The organism is Mariniphaga anaerophila (assembly GCF_900129025.1).
In the GTDB taxonomy this organism is placed as follows: Bacteria; Bacteroidota; Bacteroidia; order Bacteroidales; family Prolixibacteraceae; genus Mariniphaga; species Mariniphaga anaerophila.
Genome location: NZ_FQUM01000004.1, coordinates 379347 through 403438, shown reverse-complemented (window position 1 = coordinate 403438; position 24092 = coordinate 379347). Strand labels below are relative to the sequence as shown.

Genomic DNA, 24092 nt, shown 5'->3' with positions numbered 1-24092 from the left:
AAAATCTGTTGTGCTCAAAACTCCCGCGAGTTTTTGAATACACTACTGAAAACGACTTATTGTAACGAGAAGAATTTTTATGGAACTTTTTTACAGAAAAGAAGGGCAAGGCCCCGTTATTGTTATTGTACATGGATTATATGGTTCATCGGACAACTGGATGAACATGGGTAAAAGGCTGGCAGAAAACTACACCGTTTATATGGTAGACCAACGTAACCACGGTCATTCTCCTTTTTCCGACGACCACTCTTTTGACGGAATGAAAGCCGATTTAGCCGAATTTTTTGAGCAACACCACATCGAAAAAGCAACACTTATTGGGCACAGTATGGGCGGAAAAACAGCCATGTGGTTTGCCGCTGATTATCCGGAAAAAATTGAAAAACTGGTAATTGCAGACATCGCCCCCAAAGATTACCTGCAAACAAAAGACAGCAGTCAGTACGCCCTGCACCGAAATATTTTACTGGCCATGCAGGAATTGGATTTCAGCAGAATAAAAAAGCGCCAGGATGTGGACGATTTGCTTGCTGAGCGCATTGATGACTCCCGGACGCGACAGTTTTTATTGAAGAGCATTGAAAAAGATAAAAAAACCAAACTATACAAATGGCGTTTAAACGTGGAGGTTTTATACGAATACCTCGATGAAATTGTAGGCGGGGTAAACCGCCTCTGGTTTGACGACCGCATCCCAATCACAAACTATCCGGTGATTTTTATCCGCGGGCTGAAATCCAATTACATCACAGACGAAGAAATTCCTTTAATAAAGGAAATTTATCCGGACGCCAGAATTGTTGATATTCCCGGAGCAGGGCACTGGCTCCATGCCGAAAAACCCGATGAATTTATGGAAGCGGTAATGCAGTGCTGCTAATTTTTTCGGTTGTATTTTTCAGTTAGCTCCAAAAGAAATTTCTTTTGTGTTGATTTTAACTGACGCCAATTGAAACGCCACTCCCAATTTCCGGTAGCGACTCCGGGGGTATTGAGCCGGGATTCAGTACCCAGTTGCAATAAGTCCTGCATGGGCAAAACAGCACTTCGGGCAGCAGACGACCAAATCCATTCTATTCCTTTTTCCAGGGCAGCATCAGGGTCGCTGCCCAAATAACGTTTCACCATTTTATGTTCGTCTCCTTTCAGCGCTTGCAACCAGCCCAATGTTGTGTCGTTGTCGTGAGTGCCTGTGTAAGCAACAAAATTCTGCAGATAGTTGTGCGGCAAATGCTCATTTGTGGGATCTGAACTAAATGCAAACTGTAACACTTTCATCCCCGGCAGGTTAAAAGCGTTGCGCAGGTTCTCCACCTCGGGAGTAATCAGCCCCAAATCTTCGGCAATCAAAGGGAGAGAACCTACCTGCTCTTTAAATTTTTCAAGCACCTGAAAACCATTGGCCGGAACCCACTGTCCGTTTATGGCCGTCTTTTCCGCTGCCGGAACAGACCAAAACGACTCCAGCCCGCGAAAATGGTCGATGCGAACTTTGTCGAACAAGTGCACATTAAAATGCAGCCGTGCGAGCCACCAGTCGAAATCTCTTTCCTGAAGCCGTTCCCAGTTAAAAACCGGATTGCCCCAAAGCTGGCCGGTTCCGCTGAAATAGTCAGGAGGGACACCCCCAACGCAGGTTGGCTTCAACTGTTCATCCAAAACAAAAATGTCGGTGTTTGCCCAGATATCGACACTGTCGCCGGAAACATACAGAGGCATATCGCCCAAAATCTGTATCTCCTTTTCACGAGCATAACTCTTCAGCCGAAACCACTGTTTAAAAAACAAAAACTGCACAAACTTCCGAAATTCAATTTCGGATGACAGCAGCTCCGAATAATCCTGAAGTGCTTTCGACTCTCTGAATTTCAAGCCGTGTTCCCAGTTGCTCCAGTGCGCATTTTTAAAATGCACTTTTGCCGCCATAAACAAGGCATAATCGTGCAGCCACCAGCCATGTTCTTCCAGAAAATGGTGATAGCTATTTTGCAGTTCGATATTTTTACCCTTTTGAAAATTCTCAAATGCTTTTCTCAAAAGCGGATATTTCCATTTCTCCACCTTCAAAAAATCAACCCGGGTTGTTAAAAAACGTGGTCGTTTTTCCAAATCATTCCGAGAAAGAATATCCTCTTCCACAAGTAAGTTCAGATCGATAAGCAACGGATTTCCGGCAAAAGCAGAATAGCATTGATACGGAGAATTACCGTAGCCAACCGGTCCCAAAGGCAGAATCTGCCAAAACGTTTGGCCTGTTTCAGCCAAAAAATCAATAAACCGAAAAGCATCTTTTCCCAAAGTGCCAATCCCTTCCTGCCCGGGAAGCGAAGTAACATGAGCTAAAACGCCACTGTTCCGCTTAACCATTCACATACTTTTTTCTGAAAACACTCAGGTGATCCGCTGTTTCTCTCACAATACGCTGCACTGCCAGGCCATGCTTCAAGTCGGGGACAAACGCCTTTGCATCATTTCCGGTAAAGAACAGGTAGTGTGCATGCACCATTGAACGCAACCAGCCCGGAGGCACGTGCCCCGACGGGAAACTGGTGATTGGCTGGTAATTGCTGCCCACCATTTGTTTTACCCACTGACCGGACCCTTCCAGATAGTATTCAAAATACTCTGATTTTTTTGAAGAATAACGTAAAGCGCCGTTTTCTGCATACAATTCCAAATGCACAAGGTCGCCTGTTCCTGAGCTGATTCGACTGGCAGAAAGATTTCCAACAGCTCCGGTTTCAGGGTCGACTAAAGAAAGGGAACTAAACAGGTCTGAACCGGCCGGCACATCAGCAAAAGAACCTCCCTGCAACGCACCGGTTATCCGGAGTTCTTCGCCCAAAAATGCCATGAGCAAGCTAATCCCGTGTGAACCCAAATCGGCCATTGCGCCACCGTCGGGCGCCGGAGTGAGCCTCGTTACCCGCTTTTCGCGGTATGATGATTGCAAATAGTCGCCGTGGTAATATTTCAAATCAAAATGAACAGGCCTCCCCAGTTTCCCGGATTTCCAGAATTGCAGCGCCTCGCGCACCGACGAAGTTTGCAGATACTGAAACCCGACCTGAACTTTTATGCTGTGACTAATCTTTTCGGACATCGCTTTCATTTCCTCCTCTTCAGCAAGCGAAGCACAAACCGGTTTTTCAAGGTAAATGTATTTTACGCTGGGCATTTCCAGCGCCAGCTTTAAATGCTGAAAGTGCACATTATTGGGTCCCAAAATGAAAACAGCTTCAATATTCTCATTCTTCGAAAACTCCTCTACTGTCTGCGCCGCGCCAAAACCAAAGTTTTCGGCAAAGCTCTCGCGGCTCTCTTTTCGAACCGAAGCCACCGATTCAAAAATCAGTTCGGGCATCCCGCTGTAGTAGAACTTTAGCGACTGAAGCGCATAAGCATGAGCACGAGCAATTCCTCCGGCTCCCAGAAATCCGACATGTATTTTTTGCATAAAAAGTTCGTTTTCAAAATTTGTTCAAAAATAATGATTTGGCGAGAACAGCCAACCGCGTTATTTCTTTACGGAAAAGACCGGTTTTTTCAGCCAGATAGAAAACTCATCGAGACTATTTTGAGCCTCTTCCCTCGTTTTACAGGTTTTAATTGCAAAAGCCGGTTTCCTGACTTTATTCACCAGGTAAACCCGATATTCAATTCTACTCGAAGAAGTTATTCGATTCGACCAGCTTGCCATCGACTCCACCTTTTTTAACGGCACCAAAGTAACACCAATGTATTCGTGTAACGATTTCCAAGTTCCGGTTTTAAAAATTCCCCACCATTTGTAGTATTGCCTAACCCGGTTCTGCCCCGTATCCATTTCTATTCCGGAAAAGGAAAAAACCACCAGAGTGGCCAGCAACTCAACAAAAATTCCCCAAATAAAAGAACCATTCAGCAAAATACCGATGCCTGCAAAAATGAAAATTACTCCTGCAAAAACAGCAGGTTGCACAAATGGTTTTTCTATTTTGTTGTCAATTTTCAAAATATATTTCGAGCTAGTTTTTCAGCCACTTATCCAGCCAGTTGAAAAATACGCGCTGCCACAAAATACCGTTCTGAGCCTGCAGCACCCAGTGGTTTTCTTCCGGGAAATAAAGAAATTGTGCCGGAATATCGCGCAAAACAGCGGCATTGAACGCAGCCATTCCCTGGTCCGGCGGAACACGAAAATCTTTTTCGCCGTGGATAACAAGAATTGGCGTATCCCAGTTCTGCACAAAGTTATGCGGAGAAAATTTGTACGAGCGCTGAGCCGCAGCATTGTCTTTATCCCAAAAAGCGCCGCCGATATCCCAATTTGCAAACCACATTTCTTCGGTGGTTAAATACTGATGTTCGAAATTAAACATCCCGTCGTGAGAAATAAACGCCTTAAAACGGCCATCATGATTTCCTGCAAGAAAGTACACGGAAAATCCTCCGTAACTGGCGCCAACTGCGCCCAACCGATTGTTGTCCACATACGGCTCTTTGGCCACTTCATCAATTGCAGTCAGCAAATCTTTAATGTTCTGTCCGCCGTAATCTTTGGAAATTTGTTCGTTCCACTCCTGTCCGAATCCCGGCAACCCTCGCCGATTCGGCGCTACAATAATGTATTCGTTCGCAGCCATCATTTGAAAGTTCCAGCGGTACGACCAAAACTGGCTTACCGTTCCCTGCGGCCCGCCCTGGCAGTAAAGCAAAGTGGGGTACTTTTTATTGGGATCGAAATTGGGCGGATAAATAACCCAGGTGTGCATCTGTTTTCCATCGGTTGTTTCCAGCCAGCGTTCTTCCACTTTTCCCATCTGCAATTGGTCCAACAACCCTTTGTTCACGGTTGTGAGTGCCACATCGGTTCCGGTTTTCGGATCGACCAGGTAAAGTTCTGCCGGCTGAGACATGGAAACTTTCTGCGCCACCAGTTTTTCGCCGGCCGGTTCCACGGTCTGGTAATTATGAACACCGTCGGTTATTCTTGAAATATTTCCTCCGGCCAATTCAAGCTTGAAAATCTCATCTGTAGCGTGAATATCGCTGGTAAAATAAATGGCACTGCTTTCTGCATTCCAGCTTAAACCATGTGCGTTCTGATCAAAATCGGCAGTAAAATCTGTCTTCTTTCCTGTCTTCAAATCAGCCACAAACAAGCGGTTTTTATCCGATTCGTAGCCATCGCGCTCCATGCTTTCCCATGCAAGATATTTCCCGTCGGGAGAAAACACCGGATTCTGATCATATCCCATCATTCCTTCGGTAAAATTTAAGGTTTCTCCGGTTTCGAGGTTGTAGAAATAAATATCTGAGTTTGTGGAAATAGAATATTCCTTACCGGTTTTCTTTTTACAAGTGTACGCCAGAGTTTTGCCATCGGGACTCCAGGCAATCTGCTCAACTCCGCCAAACGGCTTCATGGGTGAATCGTAGCGTTTGCCTTTCAGAATATCGGTTCCGCCTTCCACTTTTCCATCAGAATATTCAGCAATAAAAATGTGCTGATACGTGTAATCGTGCCACTGATCCCAGTGACGGTACATGATGTCATTTTCCAAACGGGCATTCGCTTTTGGCAAGTCAGGGAAAAGATCGTGAATATCTTCATCCAGCTTAACGTTTTGAATGTAAAAAACCTTAGTTCCGTCGGGCGAATATTTAAACCCTGAAATACTGCCGTCAATATTCGAAACCTGCTTTGCTTCGCTGCCATCGGGATTCATTTCCCAGATTTGCACCGAGCCGGAAGCCGATGACAGATATCCGATTTTCTTTCCGTCGGGTCGCCAAATAGGGTCGGATTCATTACCTGCGGAATTGGTCAGATTTTTCGCTGCTCCTCCTGATACAGGCACGGTATAAACATCGCGGTAAGACTTATTTTCTTCGATGTTAAAATAAGTAACTGTGTACAAAACAGATTTCCCATCGGGGGAAACCTGCGGGCCGCCCAGCCGTCCGAATGACCACAGCACTTCCGCGGTCATTATATCTGACGCAAGCCGGGGCGTTTCTGGAATATAATTTTTTGTTTGCATTGATTCTGGTTGAGTTGTGCATGCAAAAGCAACAAATAGTGAAATAGCAAGCAGGTAATTCTTCATGTTTTTCGACTTTAATGAACTTTAGGGAAACAAAAATAGCAGCTTTTTACCGAACGATGAAATAATGCTGCAAACAACTTTTTTTTATGGTTTTTTGCAACATTCATTGTTGCTTTGTGTTGTAAAAACAGTAGTTAATTTAAAACAAAAACTATGGCAAAGATTACATTACAAGGAAATCAGATTAATACAGTAGGGGAACTTCCCGAAGTTGGAACAAAAGCAAAAAATTTCTCACTGGTAAAAAGCGATTTATCGCGGGTTGGACTGAACGATTTTAAAGGCTCTAAACTTGTTCTAAACATATTTCCCAGCCTCGACACCGGCACTTGCGCAGCGTCTGTAAGATATTTCAACAAAGCGGCAGCCGAGTTAAAAGGCACAAAAGTGCTGTGCATTTCGCGTGACCTTCCTTTTGCTCAGGCTCGTTTTTGTGGCGCAGAAGGATTAGAAAATGTGATAACTCTCTCCGATTTCGTAACCGGCGAATTCGGAAAAAACTACGGGTTGGAAATTGCTGACGGTCCGCTGGCAGGATTACATTCCAGAGTAGTAATTATTCTGGATGAAAATGGCGTGGTTACGTATACACAGCAAGTACCCGAAATTGTGGACGAGCCCAATTACGAAGAAGCTTTAAATGCTTTAAAATAGACTATTCCCTATATGATGATTCTTTTAAAAACCGTGGGGGCGGATTTTTCTCCTACGGTTTTTTTATTGGAAAAATTAATGTCTGGCGACTCGCGTTCGCAATCGTATTTGATGTTATCAGTAGCATAGTACCCGTAAAAAACAAGAGGGACGCAGAGCGCCCCTCTTTTGAAGGCAATACCGAATTGATGGTAAAAATAATAAGGACAAATGCACGCCTTCATGCTAAGAAAACGGCAAGGTCTTTCATTTATTTTTGTTCCTGAAAAAAAAATTCACAACCGGGCGAAAAAAAAACATCCCGGCAAAACTGCCGGGATGTTTTTTTTTTCGGGTTATAGTTTTAAGGCAATTCCCAGGTTCAGATAGGCTACGCCATATCCTAATTCCAGTAATCCTGCAAGGTTGTCGTTGAAGTAGTACCTGCCGCCCAGTATCCAGGAAAAAGCAAAACCACTTCCTACAGAGTTTGCGTATGTTCCGGCTGTTCCATGGGCTTTTGAGCTTACCACGTTGTATCCCAGCATCAGTCCGGTGTACGTGTCAAGTTTGTCAACAAACTGATAATGAAGAGCACCTCTTGCGCCAACAATAACACTGGAGTAGTCCCAGCCGTAATTCATGTATTCCCACTTGGCGCCGGTGTATCCCAGATAACCACCAACTCCAAGAGAACTGTTCTCGTCAAACAACTCATCTTTTACCCCAACTTCAAACGATGCTGAAATAGGAGGAATTTTACTGGTGTAGTGGCTTCCCGAGTACAACGTGCTTCCGAATCCAATACCAAGATTCAGCACTTTGTCGCCTTTGTTAAAAGTGGTGTTTTGGGCGCTTAACGAAAACGCCAGAAAGAGAACAAAAAGAGAAAGTACAATACGTTTGCTCATGATTTAAAATTTATTGTAAATAATAGCGCAATTTAGGACATTAATATACTTAAGTCAATATGGAAGCTGAGTTTAGCTGAAAATTTATTGTTATCCTAAAATACGAGACAAAATAGTCTGAAATAAAAATAGTTTCTAGGTGCCGCGTAATTGTTCTATGTGTTGTGCCGCAGTTTCAAAATCTCGGGGTTGAATTTGGATTTTTCTATCAGTTTAAAAAACCAATGCTTGAAAAATGGTGGTGCAACTGTATGTAGGTGAGTTGGATGGTGAATTTTAATCCGAGGATGAACGCTTTATTTAAGTCGTTTGGAGCCAAACATACACTTACACATTTAACAATACGTTGTATTTTTGACCCCGAAAAAGAATTTAAACGGGCAGCAATTATTAACGGATGATAGCGTACATTTGTAAATAAAGGAGAAATCAGGTTTAATTAAAAGAAGAAAATGCAACTGATCGAAATAACAGAAAAAAGGACAAAAAAGCTTTTTCATAAAGTGCCACACCTAATTTATAAAGATGATCCTAACTGGGCTTGTCCTTTGGAAGGAATGGTCGAAAGTATTTTTGAGCCTCAAAAAAATCCTTCGTTTAAAAGAGGGGAGGCAATACGTTGGGTGTTGCTTGGTGCGGATGGTAATCCGGTTGGGCGGATTGCAGCATTTTATAACCTCGATAAAGCAAAAATATTTGAGCAGCCCACAGGCGGATGTGGTTTTTTTGAATGTGTTGACAACCAGGAGGCGGCCAATATGCTTTTTGATGCGGCTCGCGATTGGTTAAAAAGTAAAGGAATGGAAGCCATGGACGGCCCGGTGAACTTTGGCGAAAACTATATGAACTGGGGATTGCTGGCTGACGGATACATTCCTCAGGGATTTGGAATGCCATACAATCCGCCGTATTACGTTCAGCTTTTTGAGAATTACGGCTTCCAGGTTTATTTTAAACAGTTCAGTTATCACCTTGATACCACGTTGCCCGAACTGCCGGATCGGTTTTGGAAGGTGGCAGAGTGGGTAGCTAAGAAACCTCAGTTCAGTTTTAAACATTTTTCCTGGAAAGAAAAAGAAAAATTCATCGACGATTTTGCATACATTTACGATAGTGCCTGGCGTTTTCATGAGCACTTCAAACCCATCGATAAAGATGATCTGAAAGATTTTATTTACACCGCTAAATCGTTGATAGAAGAGGAATTCATTTGGTTTGCTTACCACGAGGGAGAACCCATTGCTGTATTTGTGATGATGCCTGATTTTAATCAGATCCTGGCAAAACTGAATGGACGGATTACCATGTGGAACCTGCCGAAGGTGATGTGGTTGAAATGGCGGAAAACAATGACTCGAACCAGAAGCCTGATAATCGGAATTGTTCCCAGATATCAGCGGTCGGGAATAGAAGCGGCAATGTTTTGGCATTTGCGGCCTGTAATGTACCGGAAACCATGGTTTACCGAAATGGAACTTTCCTGGGCCGGCGATTTTAATCCCAAAATTGTTGCGCTTTACGAATCGGTGGGCGGAAAGAGAATGAAAACTCACTATACCATGAGGTATTTGTTTGATCGGAACAAACCATTTACCCGGGCACCCATAATATCTCCTGAGCAGGCAAAGAAAAGTTAAAATCAGACAATTAATTATTTTTTGCTTTTGGTTTCTAAAAAACAATATTTATCTTTGCAGGCCTTTAAAAATTAAAATAAATGTGAATGGATTGTAGTAGAAAATGCAACCATTCAAAATAAAAATAAGAAAAATGAAAAAAGGAATTCATCCGAAAGAATACAGAATGGTTGCGTTCAAAGATATGTCTAACGGACATACTTTTTTGACCAAATCTACAGTTGACACAAGGGAAACTGTTGAAGTTGATGGCGTAGAATATCCGCTGTTCAAACTCGAAATTTCCAATACCTCTCACCCTTTTTATACCGGTAAGGTTAAATTGGTGGATACCGCAGGTCGCGTTGATAAGTTTATGAGCCGCTACGGTAAACATATGGAAAAAAGGAAAAAATAAAATATTAGGCTATTAGATAGAGAGCTCCGGTTTCGGGGCTTTTTTTTTGCTTGAAGGTGTAATTTTGTCGGAATTTATCCTCTCTTGGGATAAACATTGGGCGCGAGGCAACCGTTTGTGATAGTGGCATGACTATTGCCTTTTGGCTACCTTGCTAATGCGAAGGATGAATTCCGACAGATTGTCACAATAGAAATTTTGAAATGGGAAAATTAAAGAACTCAGGTTTTGAAAATATGTTTTTGAGTGGAATGGTTCAGGATGACTCAGATTTTATACCGATTATTGCGGATGGAGATGATGATGATTTGAAAAATACAGAAGTGCCGGATGTACTTCCTATATTACCTTTACGGAATACAGTGCTTTTTCCGGGAGTGGTTTTGCCGATTAATGTTGGCCGAAAAAAGTCGCTCAAATTAATTCAGGACGTGTACAAAGGAAGCCGCCTGCTCGGAACAATTGCACAAAAAGATTACACCATTGATGAACCTGAAATAAAAGATTTGTATTCGGTTGGTACTGTGGCAGAAGTGCTGAAAATTTTGGAGATGCCCGATGGATCTACCTCCGTAATTATTCAGGGAAAAAGGCGGTATGCCATTCGCGAGTTTGTGGCAGAAGAACCTTACCACAAAGCCTCGGTTGAACCGCTGAATGATGTTTCCCCAACCGACGATTCAGAGTTTAATGCAATTGTTGGTTCGTTAAAAGACCTCTCTATTAAAATAGCTCAGTTTTCTGCCAATGTGCCCCCGGAAGCTACATTTGCAGTGAAAAATATCGAAAACTCTACTTTTCTCATCAACTTTATTTGTTCCAATACTGATATTAGTGTGGGCGACAAACAAAACCTGTTAGAGATTGAAAGCCTTAAAGAACGCGGTGTACAAGCGATAAGTTACCTCGTTAAAGAGGTGCAGATGCTGGAACTGAAGCAGGATATCCAGAAAAAGGTGAAAACCGACATGGATAAACAGCAACGCGAATTTATGCTGAACCAGCAGATGAAAACTATTCAGGATGAATTGGGTGGAAATCCTGTGGAGCAGGAAATAAGCGATCTGAAGGAAAAAGGGAAAGCGAAAAAGTGGAATAAAGACGTTGCAAAGTTTTTTGAGAAAGAAGTGGAGAAATTGCATCGCCTGAATCCGGCAGCTGGAGAATATTCCGTGCAATTTGCGTTTTGTCAGACGCTGGCAGAACTTCCGTGGGACGAGTGCAGCGATGATAATTTCGACCTGAAAAATGCCCGAAGCGTTTTGGACGAAGATCATTACGGTTTGGAAAATGTGAAAGAACGTATTCTTGAACACTTGGCTGTGTTGAAATTGAAAAAGGACATGAAAGCGCCAATCCTTTGTTTGTACGGACCTCCGGGAGTTGGTAAAACGTCGTTGGGGAAATCTGTTGCCCGTGCCCTTAATCGCAAGTTTGTGCGCATGAGTCTGGGCGGGCTTCATGATGAGTCGGAAATTCGCGGCCACCGAAAAACCTACATTGGCGCCATGCCGGGGCGTATTATTCAGAATATAAAAAAGGTAAAAACTTCAAACCCGGTTTTTATCCTGGATGAAATTGACAAAGTTTCCAATGATTTTCATGGCGATCCTGCTTCTGCTTTGTTGGAAGTGCTGGATCCGGAACAGAATTCCGAGTTTCATGATAATTATGTGGAGTTGGATTACGATCTTTCTAAAGTAATGTTTATTGCTACTGCAAACACTCTCAGTACTATCGCTCCGCCTTTGCGCGACCGTTTAGAGCTGATTGAGGTTAGCGGCTATCTGGTGGAAGAAAAGATTGAAATTGCCAAACGCCATCTTATTCCCAAACAACTCGAAAATCACGGGTTGAAGAAACGGGATGTGGTGTTTTCGAAAAAAGTAATCGAAAAAATTGTTGACGAATATACTCGCGAATCAGGCGTTCGGGAGCTGGATAAAAAAATAGCAAAAGTAATCCGGCGAATCGCAAAGAAAATCGCATTTGAGGAACCTTACAATAAAAAAATTACATCGGATGATGTTCGCGAATACCTTGGCGTGGCCGAGTATTCCAAAGAAAAGTACCAGGGAAACGATTTTGCCGGAGTAGTTACTGGATTGGCCTGGACTGCAGTGGGTGGCGAAATACTTTTTGTGGAAACCAGTTTAAGTAAAGGAAAGGGCATGTTAACGCTTACCGGAAACCTTGGCGATGTAATGAAGGAATCGGCGATGTTGGCTCACGAGTATTTAAAATCACATGCTGAAAAACTGGGCTTAAATCCTGATATTTTTTCCAACTGGAATGTTCATGTTCACGTTCCCGAAGGCGCCATTCCAAAAGACGGGCCTTCTGCCGGAGTAACAATGGTTACTTCGCTGGCGTCTGCATTTACTCAACGCAAAGTGAAAAAGAATCTGGCCATGACCGGTGAAATTACATTGCGCGGGAAAGTACTTCCGGTTGGGGGAATCAAAGAAAAAATACTTGCAGCAAAGCGTGCCGGCATAACTGAAATAATTCTTTCGGAGGAAAATAAAAAGAATCTGGAGGAAATAAAAGAAGAATATCTGAAGGGGCTGAGTTTCCATTTTGTGAATACAATTATGGATGTTTTAGATATTGCTTTGCTAAAAACAAAAGTTGATAGTCCGGTTAAACTGGACTAGAATTTGCCGCCGTAGTTTTTGTTATAACAACAACTAAAAGAGAAGTTTCTTCTACAAAACATTTTAATGCTTTTCTTGTTTATGCCTTTGAATTTTAAGGAATAAAAACATGAAAAGCATAATTAAATTTTTGGCCGGAGTTATAGTTGGCGTTGCACTAACATTGTTGTTGATAGTATGGGTGCTTCCCCAAAAAATATTTACCGAGTCCGAAAGTAAGCTGAATTTCGAGGAAACAGTTGAAGCAGTTGTAGAATCTGCAGAAGCCAAAGGTTGGACCATTTCTCATATATATGATTTGCAGGCGTCGTTACTGAAGAAAGGATTTGAAGTAAATCCGGTCTATGTGTTGTCGCTTTGTAGCCCCGAGTACGCAAAAAATGTTTTGGGTACAGACGACGATCGCCATGTTTCTGCCATGATGCCCTGTCGTGTTTCGGTATACCAAAAGGGTGGTAAAACATATATTTCGATGCTTAATGCTGAACTCTTTTCTCCGTTCCTTAGTAAAAATGCGAAACGTACCATTGTTGGTGCAGCCAATGAAACCACAGCTATTTTGAAACCAGTAATTGACTAATAATATGCGGACACTTATTTCGATTTTGATGATTTTGTTTGTTGTTTCCTGCGGACAGGGAACCAAGAAAAAGGCTGAACAGGGCGACTCGCCACAGATAATTCTGGCTGAAGTAAAAATGCATGTTGGAGGAATGCATTGTGAAATGTGCGTGGCTTCCATCGAAAAAGGAGTTGGCTCAGTTGAAGGAGTCGACTCGGTTAAAGTTGCATTAAACGATTCATCTCTGGTCGTTCTTTTTAACACAGACGAAACCTCTCTCGACGAAATTAAACAAGCAGTTGAGAAACGCGGCTATACGGTGAAAGAGTAAATAACCTTTGAATCAGGACAATCACCCTTTTTTTTCTGCTGTTGGCGGATTATGGCATTTTTTTTGTTTTATCCTGTACTATTTTTATTTAGGAAACAGATGAAGTTTTTGCCATGGAATACAGAGAAAATAGAAGCCCAAAGATTGCTTTAGAAAAGGAATTTGTCTGGAAGATAAAAGTTGGTTTGTACGCTCCGGCTTTAATTTCTGACCGGGAAATACCAACTAAGAGTAAGTATTGGTTATTTAAGGTAGTGCTTAATTGAAGAAAAAAGGCTGCCGGAAATGCTCCGGCAGCCTTTTGTTTATTCAAAGGAGAGGATCTAAAACAAATATCCGCAATTTAATGAAAGTGTTTTGTTTTGAATAGCATTTTCATCTGAAACATCTGTTATTCCCATATCGTAGTTTAACGAAAATCTAAGCGCATTGCTTCTTCCCGCAGAAATTTTATAGCCCAATTCAAACGACCACCCAAAGTCAACGTCGTTCATCGATTCCATTTTTTTTGTGCTGTCCCCAATTTTCTGTTCAGCATTTAATAAGTATCCCGCATAAGGTCCGGTTGCGAAAAACAGGCGCTGCCCTTTTTTGAGCCCGGCTTTTTTTCCTGCTGAGAACTCTGGTTTCAGGGGCAAAACCAAGTAGTTGAAGTTTTCTGTTATTTGTCCGGATGCATCTGGCGAATCATATTTTCTTCCTTTCAACTCGTAATTGAGCCCGGATTTAAACGCAAACCAGTCATTCATCTGATACAGCGCTATTACACCTGCGTTAAATCCTGCTTTTAGTCCATCGTTATCATAAATGTTTCCGGCCTTTGACTGGGTCGATGCATTTGCTCCCAGTTTTACCCCCCAATGGAATTGTGCTGATGATACATTTACGCTTCCCGAAAGAATGATTATTGTAGCTAGTGCTTTAAAAAGGAAACTCTTTGCTGTTAACGTTTTTTTTGTGCCATTCTTTGTTGCACGTAACAGTGCAGATGGCTGGGAATAGTGCCTGTTTTCTGAGCTATTCCCTGTGTTTTTTTGTTTTCTTGTTTTCATTTTCTCTGAACATTTATTGTTTCTAAAATAATACTATTCGACTATTTTTGTTTTTTAGTCTGCTTTTGGATAAAAAAAATCAGGAGCAAATTCCGTAAAAAAGAATGTTGAGCAAATCCGTAATTTCCTTTTTGAAAACGTTTTTGCTTTTTTCCTGCAAAACCGGAAACTCCAGCCCTTTCATCGCAATCACAATTGTTTTTGCCGTCAGGGCTGCATTCATGTTTTTAAATTCTTTATTTAGAACTCCCTCTTTAATAATGCTTGTTATCGTTTCAATTTCGTTTTTATCGTACTGTTGCCTCATCTTTTCAATAAATACCAAGTCGGCAAGGTAGTCGTCCTTTAAAGCATCGTAAAAATTTCCAAAGTCTTGAAATCCGTCCATGCGGGTAAAAATGTAGACCTGCAGTTTTTCACGGGCGGAATCTGTTTTGCTTATCGCTTTCTGTATTTTATCGCGCAGGTGCATCACTTCCTTTTCAACCACTGCCTGAAATACTTCTTCCTTACTTTCAAAATAATAATAGAGTGTACTTTTCCCTTTTCGGGCGGCATATGCAATTTCATCCATTGTGGTTTTTTTGAAACCATGTTTCTGGAAGGTTGTTTGTGCCGACTGAATAATGCTTTCTTTAATATTCTGCTTAACCATAGACTTTTCGACTATTTTTATACAAAAGTACAAGTTTTTTCTATGTGTTGTATCAGCTATTCCAGAAAAATGTTTGTTTGTAAATTCCATTATAGCTTTATCTTATCTCAATGTTAACTGTAGTTTTTGTTGTTTACATTGTAAGTTAATTTAGTTTTAAATTGAAAAGTTCCGGTAATTCATGTAATAAAAATGTTTTTACATTTGCAGCATTAAAATGAATGAACGTTCATTTATTAATGTCGAAATATATGGCACGAATTACAGATCAGAAAAAAATAGAGCGATTGAAGCAATCGACCATGAAGCTGGTTGTGGAACGTGGTTTCGGCGGAGCTTCAGCAACTCTTATTGCGAAAGATGCACGCGTAGCATCCGGCTATTTCTATATGCATTACAAAGGCAAATATGAAATGGTGGATTCTCTCTTGCAGGAAGTCTTTCAGGAATTGGTAACCCGTTTTACCGAGTTGCTGGCAGAGGGGCATTCTTTTAGTGAAATTATCGAAACGATGATCCGATTCTTTTTTGGAATGGCAAATTCGGAACCAATAAAAGTTAAGTTCTTATATGTTTTGACTAATGACTACAGTTTTGTAATTGATAAAGACATCAAAGAAAACACATATAGTATTATCAGAAAACTGAAAGAAATGGGGTATGCTTCGGCAGAGTTGGATCGCGAAATAACTGAAGATGATCTTTTTCTGATTCTGTTTATGAATACGATACAATTTATTAATCAACGGTATAAAAATGCACCAAAGATTTCAAGATTTATAAAAAAAGATGAAGATCACTTATTATATTTGATAAACAAAATGTTAAAATAGCCGCTTAAATGAAAACAAAAAAACAATTATTAGGAACTTTAGCGTTGGTGCTGGCAGCTTTTGTTACAGTATTCGGACAACAGCCATCAGAGCTGATGACTTTTGAGGAAGCCATGCAAATCATGGCAAAACAGAATCCGGCATTGCAGAGGGCAAAGCAGCAAATCAAACAAAAGGAGTTTGAAGTTAAATCAAAAAAAGGATTGTACCTGCCGCAGGTTGCCGTAAGCGCAAAAGCAGTTGCAATGTCAGATATGCTGCATCTCGATTTGTCTCCGGTTGCCGATGCGGTAACGCCTTTATACAACACGCTTGGAACCTACGGAGTATTTTCCGGTGTTCCCAATCCTGACCCTGCAACAAATGGAGTAATGCCTGTTTTACCCGATGAGATGAGTACCGCTATTGTTCGGCAAAAGATGTTGGACGCGGGGGAGCAGGTAGCTGCTGCCGAGTGGGATCAGGTAATTCAGGAAAAAAACTTTGCGACAGTAACGGCTGATTTTATGTGGCCTTTGCTCGCCGGTGGAAAAATAAATGGTGCCAACCAGGCAGCTGAGGTTGAACTGGGGTTGAGCAAGGAAGAGATGAGGGCAACCGAAGGTGCTATGCTAACAGAACTTGCGTCACGCTATTATGGGTTGGCTCTGGCGATTCAGGTAGCCGAAGTGAGAAAACAAATGGCAAGTACAATGGAAAAACATTATGCCGATGCTCAGAAACTTTACGATAACGGGATGATTGCCCGGGTGGAACTGCTTCATGCATCCGTTTCTTTAAACGAAGCCAAACGTGAGTTGAACCAGGCTCAGCGTAATATTGAAATTGTGCGCTCAGGTTTAACCGCTACTCTGTTGTTGGACTCATCTCAGTTTGTTTTACCTGCATCAAAATTGTTTATCAATAAAAGTTTGCCGGAAGTTTCCTGGTGGGTTGCCAGTGCCAAGGCAGAAAACCCGCTTCTCAAACAAATTGAGGGAAAGAAAGAACTGGTGAACATTAAAAGCAAAGTGGACAAAGGAAGTTATTTGCCAACCATTGCCATGATGGGAACTTATAATCTGGCTGAAAAAAATCTTTCGCCGTATGCGCCCGACTGGGTAGTGGGAGCCGGACTGAAATGGACGCTGTTTAACGGTATGACGCGCAGAAATACCATAAAAGCCGGAGAAACCATGAAAAGCCAGGTTGCCTTTGCCGAACAAAAAGCACATGCCGACATTGAAGCTTATTTAACAAAGCTGTATAATGAATTGCAGATGCAAATGGAACAAAAAAAGGAGCTGGAAAGTACCATGGAACTGGCGCAGGAATATTATTCCAGCACAGAAAAAGCTTTTAAAGAGGGGCTGGCAACTTCTTCGTCAGTAGTTGAGGCGTACACTAAAATAAGCCAGGTAAAAGCATTGCAACTAAAAGTGTTGTACGATTACGATGTCGCTTTGGCCCGGTTTGTTCAAACCGCTGGCGTTCCGGAACAGTACATACAGTTGTGCGCCGGAGAAAATACAATAGTAGAAACATTACCCGAGGAAAATTAAACATTTATACAGAAAACTTTAAAACATAAAACGATGAGTAAAAAAACATTAACCACAATACTTGTAATTGTTGCCATTCTTGCTTTTATTGGCTACACATTTGTTACAGTATTAAAGAAAGAGCCGCTCGTAATACAGGGAGAGGTAGAAGCGAAACAGTACAGCGTAGCTTCTAAAGTACCGGGAAGAATACAGGAAATTGCCGTTAAAAAAGGACAGCAGGTAACAAAAGGTGATTTTGTTTTTTCTATCAGCAGCCCAGAAATTGATGCGAAACTGGCAGAAGCACATGCTGCTCGCTCTGCAGCTCAGGCGCAGAGCCGCAAAGCACAAAACGGAGCTCAGCCCGAAGATATTGCTGCCGCATACAGTGTGTATGTAAAAGCCGAAGCTGCCGCAATTTTTGCAGAAAAAACTTTTGCGCGGATTGAAAACCTGTACAAAGAAGGTGTTGTTCCTGAACAGCAGCGCGACGAAGTAGAAACAAAAATGAAAGCAGCGCGCGAGTCTGCAAATGCCGCAAAAGCAATCTGGCAAAAAGCAGAAAAAGGTGCAAGAGATGAAGACAAAGCTGCTGCCGCTGCTCTGGTTAAACGTGCCGATGCTGCCATTGAACAGGTGCAGGCTTATTTGGAAGAAACGACCATCAACGCCATAGCAAATGGAGAAGTATCGGGTGTAAACGTGGAAGCAGGAGAATTGGTGCCTACCGGTTTCCCTGTGGTTACTGTTACCGATTTGAATGACATTTGGGTTACTCTGTTTATTCGCGAAGATTTAATGGATCGGTTTGCAATGGGCAGTACATTTCAGGCTAAAATACCCGGTCTTCAGAATAAAGAATTCAGTTTTAAAGTAAGCTACATTAGTGCTACCGGAGATTTTGCAAGGTGGAATGCAACTAAAACCTCGGGAGAGTTTGATTTAAAATCTTTTGAAGTTGAAGCACGCCCTGTTGAAAAAATAGAAGGATTACGTCCGGGAATGACAGCTGTGGTAATTTTAAATGAAGAATAGCGATGAAGGAAGAGAGGAAACATCCTTTGCTTTCCGTTATCGACCGGGAAGCAGAACGGATAAAACATAATCCTGCTTATCGGTTCCTTCTGTTCGGAGGCCCGTTAATCGGCATCCTTTTGTTGTTTTTCATTTTTCGTCAGGGAGCAGTAAAAGAACTTCCTCTCGCTGTGGTTGATCAGGATCACTCTTCCCTGAGTGTGAAAATTATAAATGCCCTGAACTCATCTCCCGATGTAGAAGTCGTTTTTAAAGTTCCTGATCTGTTTCTGGCAAAAGAGATGCTCGAAAAAGGGCAGGTTGATGCCGTGGTTTTTATTCCTGAAAATCTGGAAAAATCGGTTTTCAAAGGAACTAAAGCCGAACTGCCTGTGTATGTAAATGGAACTAATGTGCTTGTGTCAGGACTGATTCAGCGGTCAGTGCTTACAACTCTGAGAACTGTTTCCGGCGGAATTCAGCTAAAAAAGCTAATGCTCACCGGAAAGAACAAACAGGAAGCCATGACCCGCGTATTGCCAATCAATATTCAAAAGCATGTATTGTTTAATCCCTACACCAATTACAGTTACTTTTTAAACTCGGCCATGCTTTATGTAATGCTGTACCTGTTTGTGCTGTTGAGTTCAATTTATACGTTGGGAAATGAATTGAAAAGAGGAACCGGGCATAGTTTGCTCGAAACAAGTAACAACAGTGTGCGGCTGGCAGTAGCAGGAAAAATGTTTTCCTACACCATTATTTTTTCCGGCTTTGCCATGTTAATAAACTTTCTGTTATACAAAATGGAAGGAATGCCTCTGAACGGTAGTTACTGGGTTATTTTTGTGGGGCAGTTTATTACCATTATTACATACCAGCTTATGGGGCTTATATTTGTTGGAGTAACAATCAACCTGAGACTGGCTCTTTCTCTTGCCAGTGCTTATTCCATGATGGGAATCACCTTCTCGGGGCTGACTCTGCCGCTGGAAGCAATGCCGAAAATTGCACAATGGTTTGCTGCCTTGTTTCCGTTTACCTGGTGGGAAAAAATTATGATTTCTCAGTCGCTGCGCGGAGCCCCGGTGAAAGATGCATTGCCGTACATCTGTTATATTCTGATATTTCAGTTGGTCGCTTTGGCTTTTCTGAAAGTATACAAACGGTATTTGGAAAATCCGAAGTACTGGGGCAAGAAATAGCCTAAAAGGCTGTGTGAATAATACAGGATACAGAAGTTTTGAGCAGAAAAAAATGAAACAGAATGAATGAAAAATATAACAAAATGAATGGTTGGGAACTGATGGCTGCTCATATTAAGAAGGAGCTGAAGGCCATTTTTTCTGACGGTGGAGCCATGCTTATTCTCATTGGAGCCATGCTTATTTACCCAATTATTTATTCTATTGGTTATTTCAACGAAACAATGACCGAACTGTCTGTCGGGGTTGTTGATTTGGATCATACTGAAGCCAGCCGAAAATACACCGGAATGATTGATGCCTCTGCCGAGTTGCAGGTGACTTACCAGCCTGCTGATTTAAGTCAGGCTGAAAATCTTTTTATGTCTGATGAAATTTCAGGGGTGGTGCTTATTCCAAAAGGATTTCAGAAAGACGTACTTTCCGGGAAGCAAACCAATGTAGCACTTTATGCTGATGCCAGTTATTTTTTGAAATACAAAAATCAGTTTACGGTATTGGCAACAGTCAACGCATATTTTAGCGGAGGTGTTTCGGTTTTGCGGTATATGGCCGAAGGAAAATCGTTTGAGCAGGCAAAAATTTACAGCAATCCGATCGATGTGCAAACCCATGTGTTGTACAATCCGGCCGGGGCATATGGCAGTTTTATTATGCCCGGACTTATTTTGGTTATTATTCAACAAACGTTACTTATTGGTATTGGGCTGCTGGGCGGCTCTTTTTCTGAGTCAAAAGCATCTCCTTTTTTACTGCCGAAGCAAAATCGGCGAAGGGAAATAATTCCTTATTTGTTCGGGAAGACCGGAGCCTATGTTATTATTTCTCTGCTTAACATCGGGTATGGGGTTGTGTTGGTACATCATTGGTTCAGCTACCCCGACAAAGCAAATATGATGGATGTTTTGATGCTGCTGTTCCCGTTTTTACTGGCAGTTATTTTTCTGGGAATTGGCCTGTCAACGTTGTTTAAACACCGCGAATCAGCCATCGTTTTTATGGTGTTTCTGTCGCCTATAGCATTGTTTTTAACCGGGATGTCGTGGCCGGTTTCAGCTATTCCCGACTGGTTGGTTACCTTGTCGAAAATAATGCCGAGCACCACAGTTGTTCCTGCTTATTTGCGGTTGCGAACAATGGGAGTAGGGCTGGCTGAGGTTAAAACAGAGCTTTTTACGCTCTACCTGCAGGCCGGTATTTACGCGGTACTTACCACAGCCTACTTCTTTTTAAGAGTTCGGAAAGCACGATTGAAATAAATAAAAAAGGATTGCAAGAAAGCAACCCGGATTGTTGAAGAATAAAAAAACGGGCAGAGACTGAAAAGCCTTTCTGCCCGTTTTCTTTTTTAATATTGATCCCAGCTTTTAATGCTGATGTCGTCTAAGTTGTATTTGCAAATGCCGTAAATAAAGGCACTGGCTACTCGCGAATTGGTAATCAACGGAACGTTAAAGTCGATGGCGTTTCTTCGAATCTGATAGCCGTTTTTCAATTCCCGTTTTGTGTAATTTTTAGGAATATTAACCACCAAATCAATTTTCTTTTCTCTGATAAATTCGATGGTGTTCGGATGCCTGTCTTCTTCATCCGGCCAGTGGAGCAGAGTGTTGGTTATTCCATTTTCTGAGAAAAAGCGTGATGTTCCTTCTGTTGCAAAAAGATTGTACCCTTTGTCCACAAGCATTTTTGCGCTTTTCAGTAATTCTACTTTTGAGCGCGACGGACCTGACGAAATAAGCACATTTTTTACAGGGATGCGGTATCCTACCGAAAGCATCGCCTTTAAAATAGCTTCGTAATAGTTTTCGCCTATGCAGCCCACTTCTCCTGTAGAAGCCATGTCAACACCAAGCACCGGGTCGGCTTTTAGCAGGCGGGCAAACGAAAACTGCGGAGCTTTTACTCCCACGTAATCCAGTTCGAATAACGATTTGTCCGGTTTTTCCACCGGTATGCCTAACATTACTTTTGTTGCGATTTCGATGAGGTTCAGCTTCATTACTTTCGAAACAAACGGGAAACTTCGCGATGCCCTCAGGTTGCATTCAATAACTTTAATGTCATTGTCTTTTGCCAGAAACTGCATATTAAACGGGCCGGTTATTTCAAGGCCTTTGGCCATTTGTCGGGCAATTTTTTTCACCCGCCTGATGGTTTCGATGTAGAGCTTTTGAGGTGGGAAAACAATGGTTGCATCCCCCGAGTGTACTCCGGCAAATTCAACGTGTTCCGAAATGGCATAAGCAACCAGTTCGCCGTTGCGTGCCACTGCATCCAGCTCAATTTCTTTGGCTTCTTCAATAAATTCGGTAACCACCACCGGATGTTCCTTTGAAACATTGGCAGCCATTTCCAGAAAGTATTCCAGCTGGTTGGAGTTGGAAACCACATTCATGGCGGCTCCGGAAAGTACGTACGACGGGCGGATTAACACCGGGTATCCCACTTCGTCAATAAATTTGTAAATCTCGTCGAAAGTAGAAAGTCGTGCCCACCTTGGTTGGTCGATTTTTAGTTCGTCAAGCAGCGACGAAAATTTTTCGCGGTCTTCTGCATTGTCAATATTTACCGGCGAAGTTCCCAAAACCGGAACTTTCTGGCCGTATAATTTCATGGCCAGATTGTTTGGAATTTGGCCGCCCATCGAAATAATTACACCGTGTGGATTTTCTATATCGATGATGTCCATTACACGTTCAAACGACAATTCGTCGAAGTAAAGCCGGTCGCAGGTATCGTAGTCGGTACTTACGGTTTCCGGGTTGTAGTTGATCATTACCGACCGGTAATTCTCTTTTTTTATCGCCTCAATGGCATTTACGCTACACCAGTCGAATTCCACTGAGCTGCCTATTCGGTAGGCTCCCGAGCCGAGTACAATTACCGACTTGTGGTCATTTAAATACTCAATGTCGTGCTCGCTGCCGTTGTACGTTAAATAAAGGTAGTTGGTAAGCGCCGGATATTCTCCTGCCAGTGTGTCTATCTGTTTTACCGCAGGCACAATTCCGTGTTCTTTTCTGAACGCCCGCACTTTCAGTAAATCTTCCTGAATGTTCTGGTTGGAGCTGTTGAAAAGCATTCTGGCAACCTGAAAATCTGAAAATCCTGCCTGTTTTGTCATTTTAAGTAAGCCTGCCGGAAGATTTTCCAGGTTGTTAACTTTCAGTAATTCAAGTTTAATATTATGAATGTTCTTCAATCGGTACAGAAACCACCGGTCAATTTTTGTTTTGTCGTGGATGTCGTCAATGGAGTAGCCTTTGTTAAATGCTTCGGCAATGGCAAAGATCCTCCGGTCAGTAGGATTGGTAAGTTCCGATTCAATTTCTTCGATGTTGATTTCTTCCTTGTTCCCCACAAAACCGTGCATTCCCAGGCCAACCATCCGGATTCCCTTCTGAATGGCTTCTTCAAAAGTGCGCCCGATGGCCATAATTTCACCAACACTTTTCATGGAGCTGCCGATGTTTTTCGAAACCCCGATGAATTTGTTGAGGTCCCAGCGTGGAATTTTAACCACGCAATAGTCGAGCGCCGGCTCAAATGCCGCTGTGGTTACTTTGGTAACCGAGTTTTTAAGTTGGTGAAGCCCGTAGCCAAGCCCAAGTTTTGCAGCTACAAAAGCCAGCGGGTAACCCGTAGCTTTCGATGCCAGTGCCGACGAGCGCGACAGCCTTGCATTTACCTCAATAACCCGGTAGTCTTCTGAGTTAGGGTCGAGGGCAAACTGCACGTTGCATTCTCCCACAACGCCAACCCGGCGTATAATCTTTATGGATATCTCGCGCAGTTTATGGTACTCTGCGTTTGTAAGCGTTTGCGACGGTGCTACCACAATACTTTCGCCCGTGTGAATTCCCAGCGGGTCAAAGTTCTCCATGTTACAAACCGTGATGCAATTGTCGAAACGGTCGCGCACTACTTCGTATTCAACTTCTTTCCATCCTTTTATTGATTCTTCCACAAGAATTTGTGGCGAATAGGAAAAAGCTTTTGCGGCCAGTGCTTCCAGTTCCTGCTCATTTTCGCAAAAACCACTTCCCAGTCCGCCCAGGGTATATGCAGCCCTGACAATAATTGGGAAACCTACTTCTTTTGCAGCTGCCCTTGCTTCGTCCATGTTAGACGCAGCAATACTTTGAGGCGTTTTTACATCAATCTCATCCAGCATTTTGCGGAAGATGTCGCGGTCTTCGGTGTCGATTATCGATTGTACCGGAGTTCCAACAACTTCTACGTTGTATTTTTCGAGTACGCCGGATTTGTAGAGCGCCACGCCGCAGTTTAGTGCGGTTTGCCCGCCAAACGCCAGCAAAATTCCCTGTGGATTTTCCTTCTTTATAACTTCTTCAACAAAATAAGGGGTAACCGGAAGGAAATAAATTTTATCTGCAATTTCCTCCGAAGTCTGAATGGTTGCGATGTTCGGATTTATAAGGACCGTTTCCACTCCTTCTTCTTTCAGCGCTTTTAAGGCCTGCGAACCGGAATAGTCGAACTCCCCGGCTTCGCCTATTTTTAATGCCCCCGAACCGAGGATAATTGCTTTTTTTATTTTTGGATTTATCATGATGAAATGCG

General features: G+C 42.4%; 20 protein-coding genes. 12 read left to right on the top strand and 8 right to left on the bottom strand.

Annotated features, from left to right (window positions below; translation table 11 throughout):
• The first annotated feature begins 79 nt into the window (after positions 1 to 79).
• Positions 80 to 883, top strand: a complete 804-nt coding sequence (locus BUB08_RS10240; RefSeq protein WP_073001388.1) for an alpha/beta fold hydrolase — start codon at positions 80 to 82, stop codon at positions 881 to 883.
• On the opposite strand, the gene malQ is transcribed toward BUB08_RS10240, so the two are convergent.
• From malQ to BUB08_RS10220, 4 genes are read right to left on the bottom strand one after another with little or no spacing between them, the layout of a single operon-like run.
• Complete coding sequence (gene malQ / locus BUB08_RS10235) at positions 880 to 2370, bottom strand: 4-alpha-glucanotransferase (RefSeq protein WP_073001386.1); 1491 nt, start codon at positions 2368 to 2370, stop codon at positions 880 to 882. The two genes, BUB08_RS10240 and malQ, sit on opposite strands and share 4 nt — an antisense overlap.
• Positions 2363 to 3460 (bottom strand): Gfo/Idh/MocA family protein, encoded by a 1098-nt coding sequence (locus BUB08_RS10230; RefSeq protein WP_073001384.1) that lies wholly within the window; start codon positions 3458 to 3460, stop codon positions 2363 to 2365. Before BUB08_RS10230 ends, malQ begins: the two co-directional genes overlap by 8 nt.
• 60 nt (positions 3461 to 3520) lie before the next feature.
• Positions 3521 to 3997: a hypothetical protein gene (locus BUB08_RS20345; protein WP_175549988.1), complete on the bottom strand. Its 477-nt coding sequence runs from the start codon at positions 3995 to 3997 to the stop codon at positions 3521 to 3523.
• A gap of 13 nt (positions 3998 to 4010) precedes the next feature.
• Positions 4011 to 6095: a dipeptidyl-peptidase Dpp5 gene (locus BUB08_RS10220; protein ID WP_073001380.1), complete on the bottom strand. Its 2085-nt coding sequence runs from the start codon at positions 6093 to 6095 to the stop codon at positions 4011 to 4013.
• A 153-nt stretch (positions 6096 to 6248) separates the two neighbouring features.
• Here BUB08_RS10220 and tpx point away from each other — a divergent pair, with 153 nt between their 5' ends.
• Positions 6249 to 6749 carry a thiol peroxidase gene (tpx, locus tag BUB08_RS10215; protein ID WP_073001379.1) on the top strand — a complete coding sequence of 167 codons (501 nt, stop codon included), beginning with the start codon at positions 6249 to 6251 and terminating at the stop codon, positions 6747 to 6749.
• A 335-nt stretch (positions 6750 to 7084) separates the two neighbouring features.
• Here the strand turns inward: tpx and BUB08_RS10205 are convergent, their stop codons facing one another.
• Entirely contained in the window at positions 7085 to 7639 is a 555-nt protein-coding gene (locus tag BUB08_RS10205) for a hypothetical protein (RefSeq protein ID WP_073001375.1), read from the bottom strand.
• Positions 7640 to 8091: 452 nt separating this feature from the next.
• On the opposite strand from BUB08_RS10205, the gene BUB08_RS10200 reads away from it, so the two are divergent.
• From BUB08_RS10200 to BUB08_RS20070, 5 genes are all read left to right on the top strand, one after another.
• The gene (locus BUB08_RS10200; RefSeq protein ID WP_073001374.1) at positions 8092 to 9276 is read left to right on the top strand and encodes an N-acetyltransferase; all 1185 of its coding nucleotides are present in this window, start codon (positions 8092 to 8094) and stop codon (positions 9274 to 9276) included.
• Positions 9277 to 9409: 133 nt separating this feature from the next.
• The gene (locus tag BUB08_RS10195) at positions 9410 to 9673 is read left to right on the top strand and encodes a type B 50S ribosomal protein L31 (RefSeq protein ID WP_073001701.1); all 264 of its coding nucleotides are present in this window, start codon (positions 9410 to 9412) and stop codon (positions 9671 to 9673) included.
• A 203-nt stretch (positions 9674 to 9876) separates the two neighbouring features.
• Positions 9877 to 12330, top strand: a complete 2454-nt coding sequence (lon, locus tag BUB08_RS10190; protein ID WP_073001372.1) for an endopeptidase La — start codon at positions 9877 to 9879, stop codon at positions 12328 to 12330.
• A 109-nt stretch (positions 12331 to 12439) separates the two neighbouring features.
• Positions 12440 to 12910 carry a DUF302 domain-containing protein gene (locus BUB08_RS10185; RefSeq protein ID WP_073001370.1) on the top strand — a complete coding sequence of 157 codons (471 nt, stop codon included), beginning with the start codon at positions 12440 to 12442 and terminating at the stop codon, positions 12908 to 12910.
• 4 nt (positions 12911 to 12914) lie between these two features.
• The gene (locus tag BUB08_RS20070) at positions 12915 to 13223 is read left to right on the top strand and encodes a heavy-metal-associated domain-containing protein (RefSeq protein WP_083570693.1); all 309 of its coding nucleotides are present in this window, start codon (positions 12915 to 12917) and stop codon (positions 13221 to 13223) included.
• A 323-nt stretch (positions 13224 to 13546) separates the two neighbouring features.
• Here BUB08_RS20070 and BUB08_RS10175 read toward each other — a convergent pair whose 3' ends face one another.
• Together BUB08_RS10175 and BUB08_RS10170 are read right to left on the bottom strand one after the other, a co-directional pair.
• Positions 13547 to 14275: a porin family protein gene (locus BUB08_RS10175; protein ID WP_073001369.1), complete on the bottom strand. Its 729-nt coding sequence runs from the start codon at positions 14273 to 14275 to the stop codon at positions 13547 to 13549.
• Between the two features lie 79 nt (positions 14276 to 14354).
• On the bottom strand, positions 14355 to 14930 hold the full coding sequence (locus BUB08_RS10170; protein ID WP_073001367.1) for a TetR/AcrR family transcriptional regulator: 576 nt from the start codon (positions 14928 to 14930) through the stop codon (positions 14355 to 14357).
• 221 nt (positions 14931 to 15151) lie between these two features.
• On the opposite strand from BUB08_RS10170, the gene BUB08_RS10165 reads away from it, so the two are divergent.
• From BUB08_RS10165 to BUB08_RS10145, 5 genes are all read left to right on the top strand, one after another.
• A complete protein-coding gene (locus BUB08_RS10165) occupies positions 15152 to 15763 on the top strand; it encodes a TetR/AcrR family transcriptional regulator (RefSeq protein WP_083570691.1) in 612 nt (203 codons plus the stop codon).
• An 8-nt stretch (positions 15764 to 15771) separates the two neighbouring features.
• Positions 15772 to 17304, top strand: coding sequence for a TolC family protein (locus BUB08_RS10160; protein ID WP_073001364.1), 1533 nt, complete (start codon positions 15772 to 15774; stop codon positions 17302 to 17304).
• Positions 17305 to 17337: 33 nt separating this feature from the next.
• Entirely contained in the window at positions 17338 to 18321 is a 984-nt protein-coding gene (locus BUB08_RS10155; protein WP_073001362.1) for an HlyD family secretion protein, read from the top strand.
• Positions 18322 to 18323: 2 nt separating this feature from the next.
• Positions 18324 to 19505: an ABC transporter permease gene (locus BUB08_RS10150; RefSeq protein ID WP_073001360.1), complete on the top strand. Its 1182-nt coding sequence runs from the start codon at positions 18324 to 18326 to the stop codon at positions 19503 to 19505.
• A gap of 62 nt (positions 19506 to 19567) precedes the next feature.
• The gene (locus tag BUB08_RS10145) at positions 19568 to 20764 is read left to right on the top strand and encodes an ABC transporter permease (protein ID WP_073001358.1); all 1197 of its coding nucleotides are present in this window, start codon (positions 19568 to 19570) and stop codon (positions 20762 to 20764) included.
• An 89-nt stretch (positions 20765 to 20853) separates the two neighbouring features.
• Here the strand turns inward: BUB08_RS10145 and carB are convergent, their stop codons facing one another.
• Positions 20854 to 24081: a carbamoyl-phosphate synthase (glutamine-hydrolyzing) large subunit gene (gene carB / locus BUB08_RS10140; protein ID WP_073001356.1), complete on the bottom strand. Its 3228-nt coding sequence runs from the start codon at positions 24079 to 24081 to the stop codon at positions 20854 to 20856.
• Positions 24082 to 24092: the final 11 nt, after the last annotated feature.

What these genes read in the sequence shown, in the direction of transcription:
- BUB08_RS10240 (WP_073001388.1), top strand. Translation starts at nt 80, where the DNA reads ATGGAACTTTTTTACAGAAAAGAAGGGCAAGGCCCCGTTATTGTTATT.
- malQ (WP_073001386.1), bottom strand. Translation starts at nt 2,370, where the DNA reads ATGGTTAAGCGGAACAGTGGCGTTTTAGCTCATGTTACTTCGCTTCCC.
- BUB08_RS10230 (WP_073001384.1), bottom strand. Translation starts at nt 3,460, where the DNA reads ATGCAAAAAATACATGTCGGATTTCTGGGAGCCGGAGGAATTGCTCGT.
- BUB08_RS10220 (WP_073001380.1), bottom strand. Translation starts at nt 6,095, where the DNA reads ATGAAGAATTACCTGCTTGCTATTTCACTATTTGTTGCTTTTGCATGC.
- tpx (WP_073001379.1), top strand. Translation starts at nt 6,249, where the DNA reads ATGGCAAAGATTACATTACAAGGAAATCAGATTAATACAGTAGGGGAA.
- BUB08_RS10205 (WP_073001375.1), bottom strand. Translation starts at nt 7,639, where the DNA reads ATGAGCAAACGTATTGTACTTTCTCTTTTTGTTCTCTTTCTGGCGTTT.
- BUB08_RS10200 (WP_073001374.1), top strand. Translation starts at nt 8,092, where the DNA reads ATGCAACTGATCGAAATAACAGAAAAAAGGACAAAAAAGCTTTTTCAT.
- BUB08_RS10195 (WP_073001701.1), top strand. Translation starts at nt 9,410, where the DNA reads ATGAAAAAAGGAATTCATCCGAAAGAATACAGAATGGTTGCGTTCAAA.
- lon (WP_073001372.1), top strand. Translation starts at nt 9,877, where the DNA reads ATGGGAAAATTAAAGAACTCAGGTTTTGAAAATATGTTTTTGAGTGGA.
- BUB08_RS10185 (WP_073001370.1), top strand. Translation starts at nt 12,440, where the DNA reads ATGAAAAGCATAATTAAATTTTTGGCCGGAGTTATAGTTGGCGTTGCA.
- BUB08_RS20070 (WP_083570693.1), top strand. Translation starts at nt 12,915, where the DNA reads ATGCGGACACTTATTTCGATTTTGATGATTTTGTTTGTTGTTTCCTGC.
- BUB08_RS10175 (WP_073001369.1), bottom strand. Translation starts at nt 14,275, where the DNA reads ATGAAAACAAGAAAACAAAAAAACACAGGGAATAGCTCAGAAAACAGG.
- BUB08_RS10170 (WP_073001367.1), bottom strand. Translation starts at nt 14,930, where the DNA reads ATGGTTAAGCAGAATATTAAAGAAAGCATTATTCAGTCGGCACAAACA.
- BUB08_RS10165 (WP_083570691.1), top strand. Translation starts at nt 15,152, where the DNA reads ATGAACGTTCATTTATTAATGTCGAAATATATGGCACGAATTACAGAT.
- BUB08_RS10160 (WP_073001364.1), top strand. Translation starts at nt 15,772, where the DNA reads ATGAAAACAAAAAAACAATTATTAGGAACTTTAGCGTTGGTGCTGGCA.
- BUB08_RS10155 (WP_073001362.1), top strand. Translation starts at nt 17,338, where the DNA reads ATGAGTAAAAAAACATTAACCACAATACTTGTAATTGTTGCCATTCTT.
- BUB08_RS10150 (WP_073001360.1), top strand. Translation starts at nt 18,324, where the DNA reads ATGAAGGAAGAGAGGAAACATCCTTTGCTTTCCGTTATCGACCGGGAA.
- BUB08_RS10145 (WP_073001358.1), top strand. Translation starts at nt 19,568, where the DNA reads ATGAATGAAAAATATAACAAAATGAATGGTTGGGAACTGATGGCTGCT.
- carB (WP_073001356.1), bottom strand. Translation starts at nt 24,081, where the DNA reads ATGATAAATCCAAAAATAAAAAAAGCAATTATCCTCGGTTCGGGGGCA.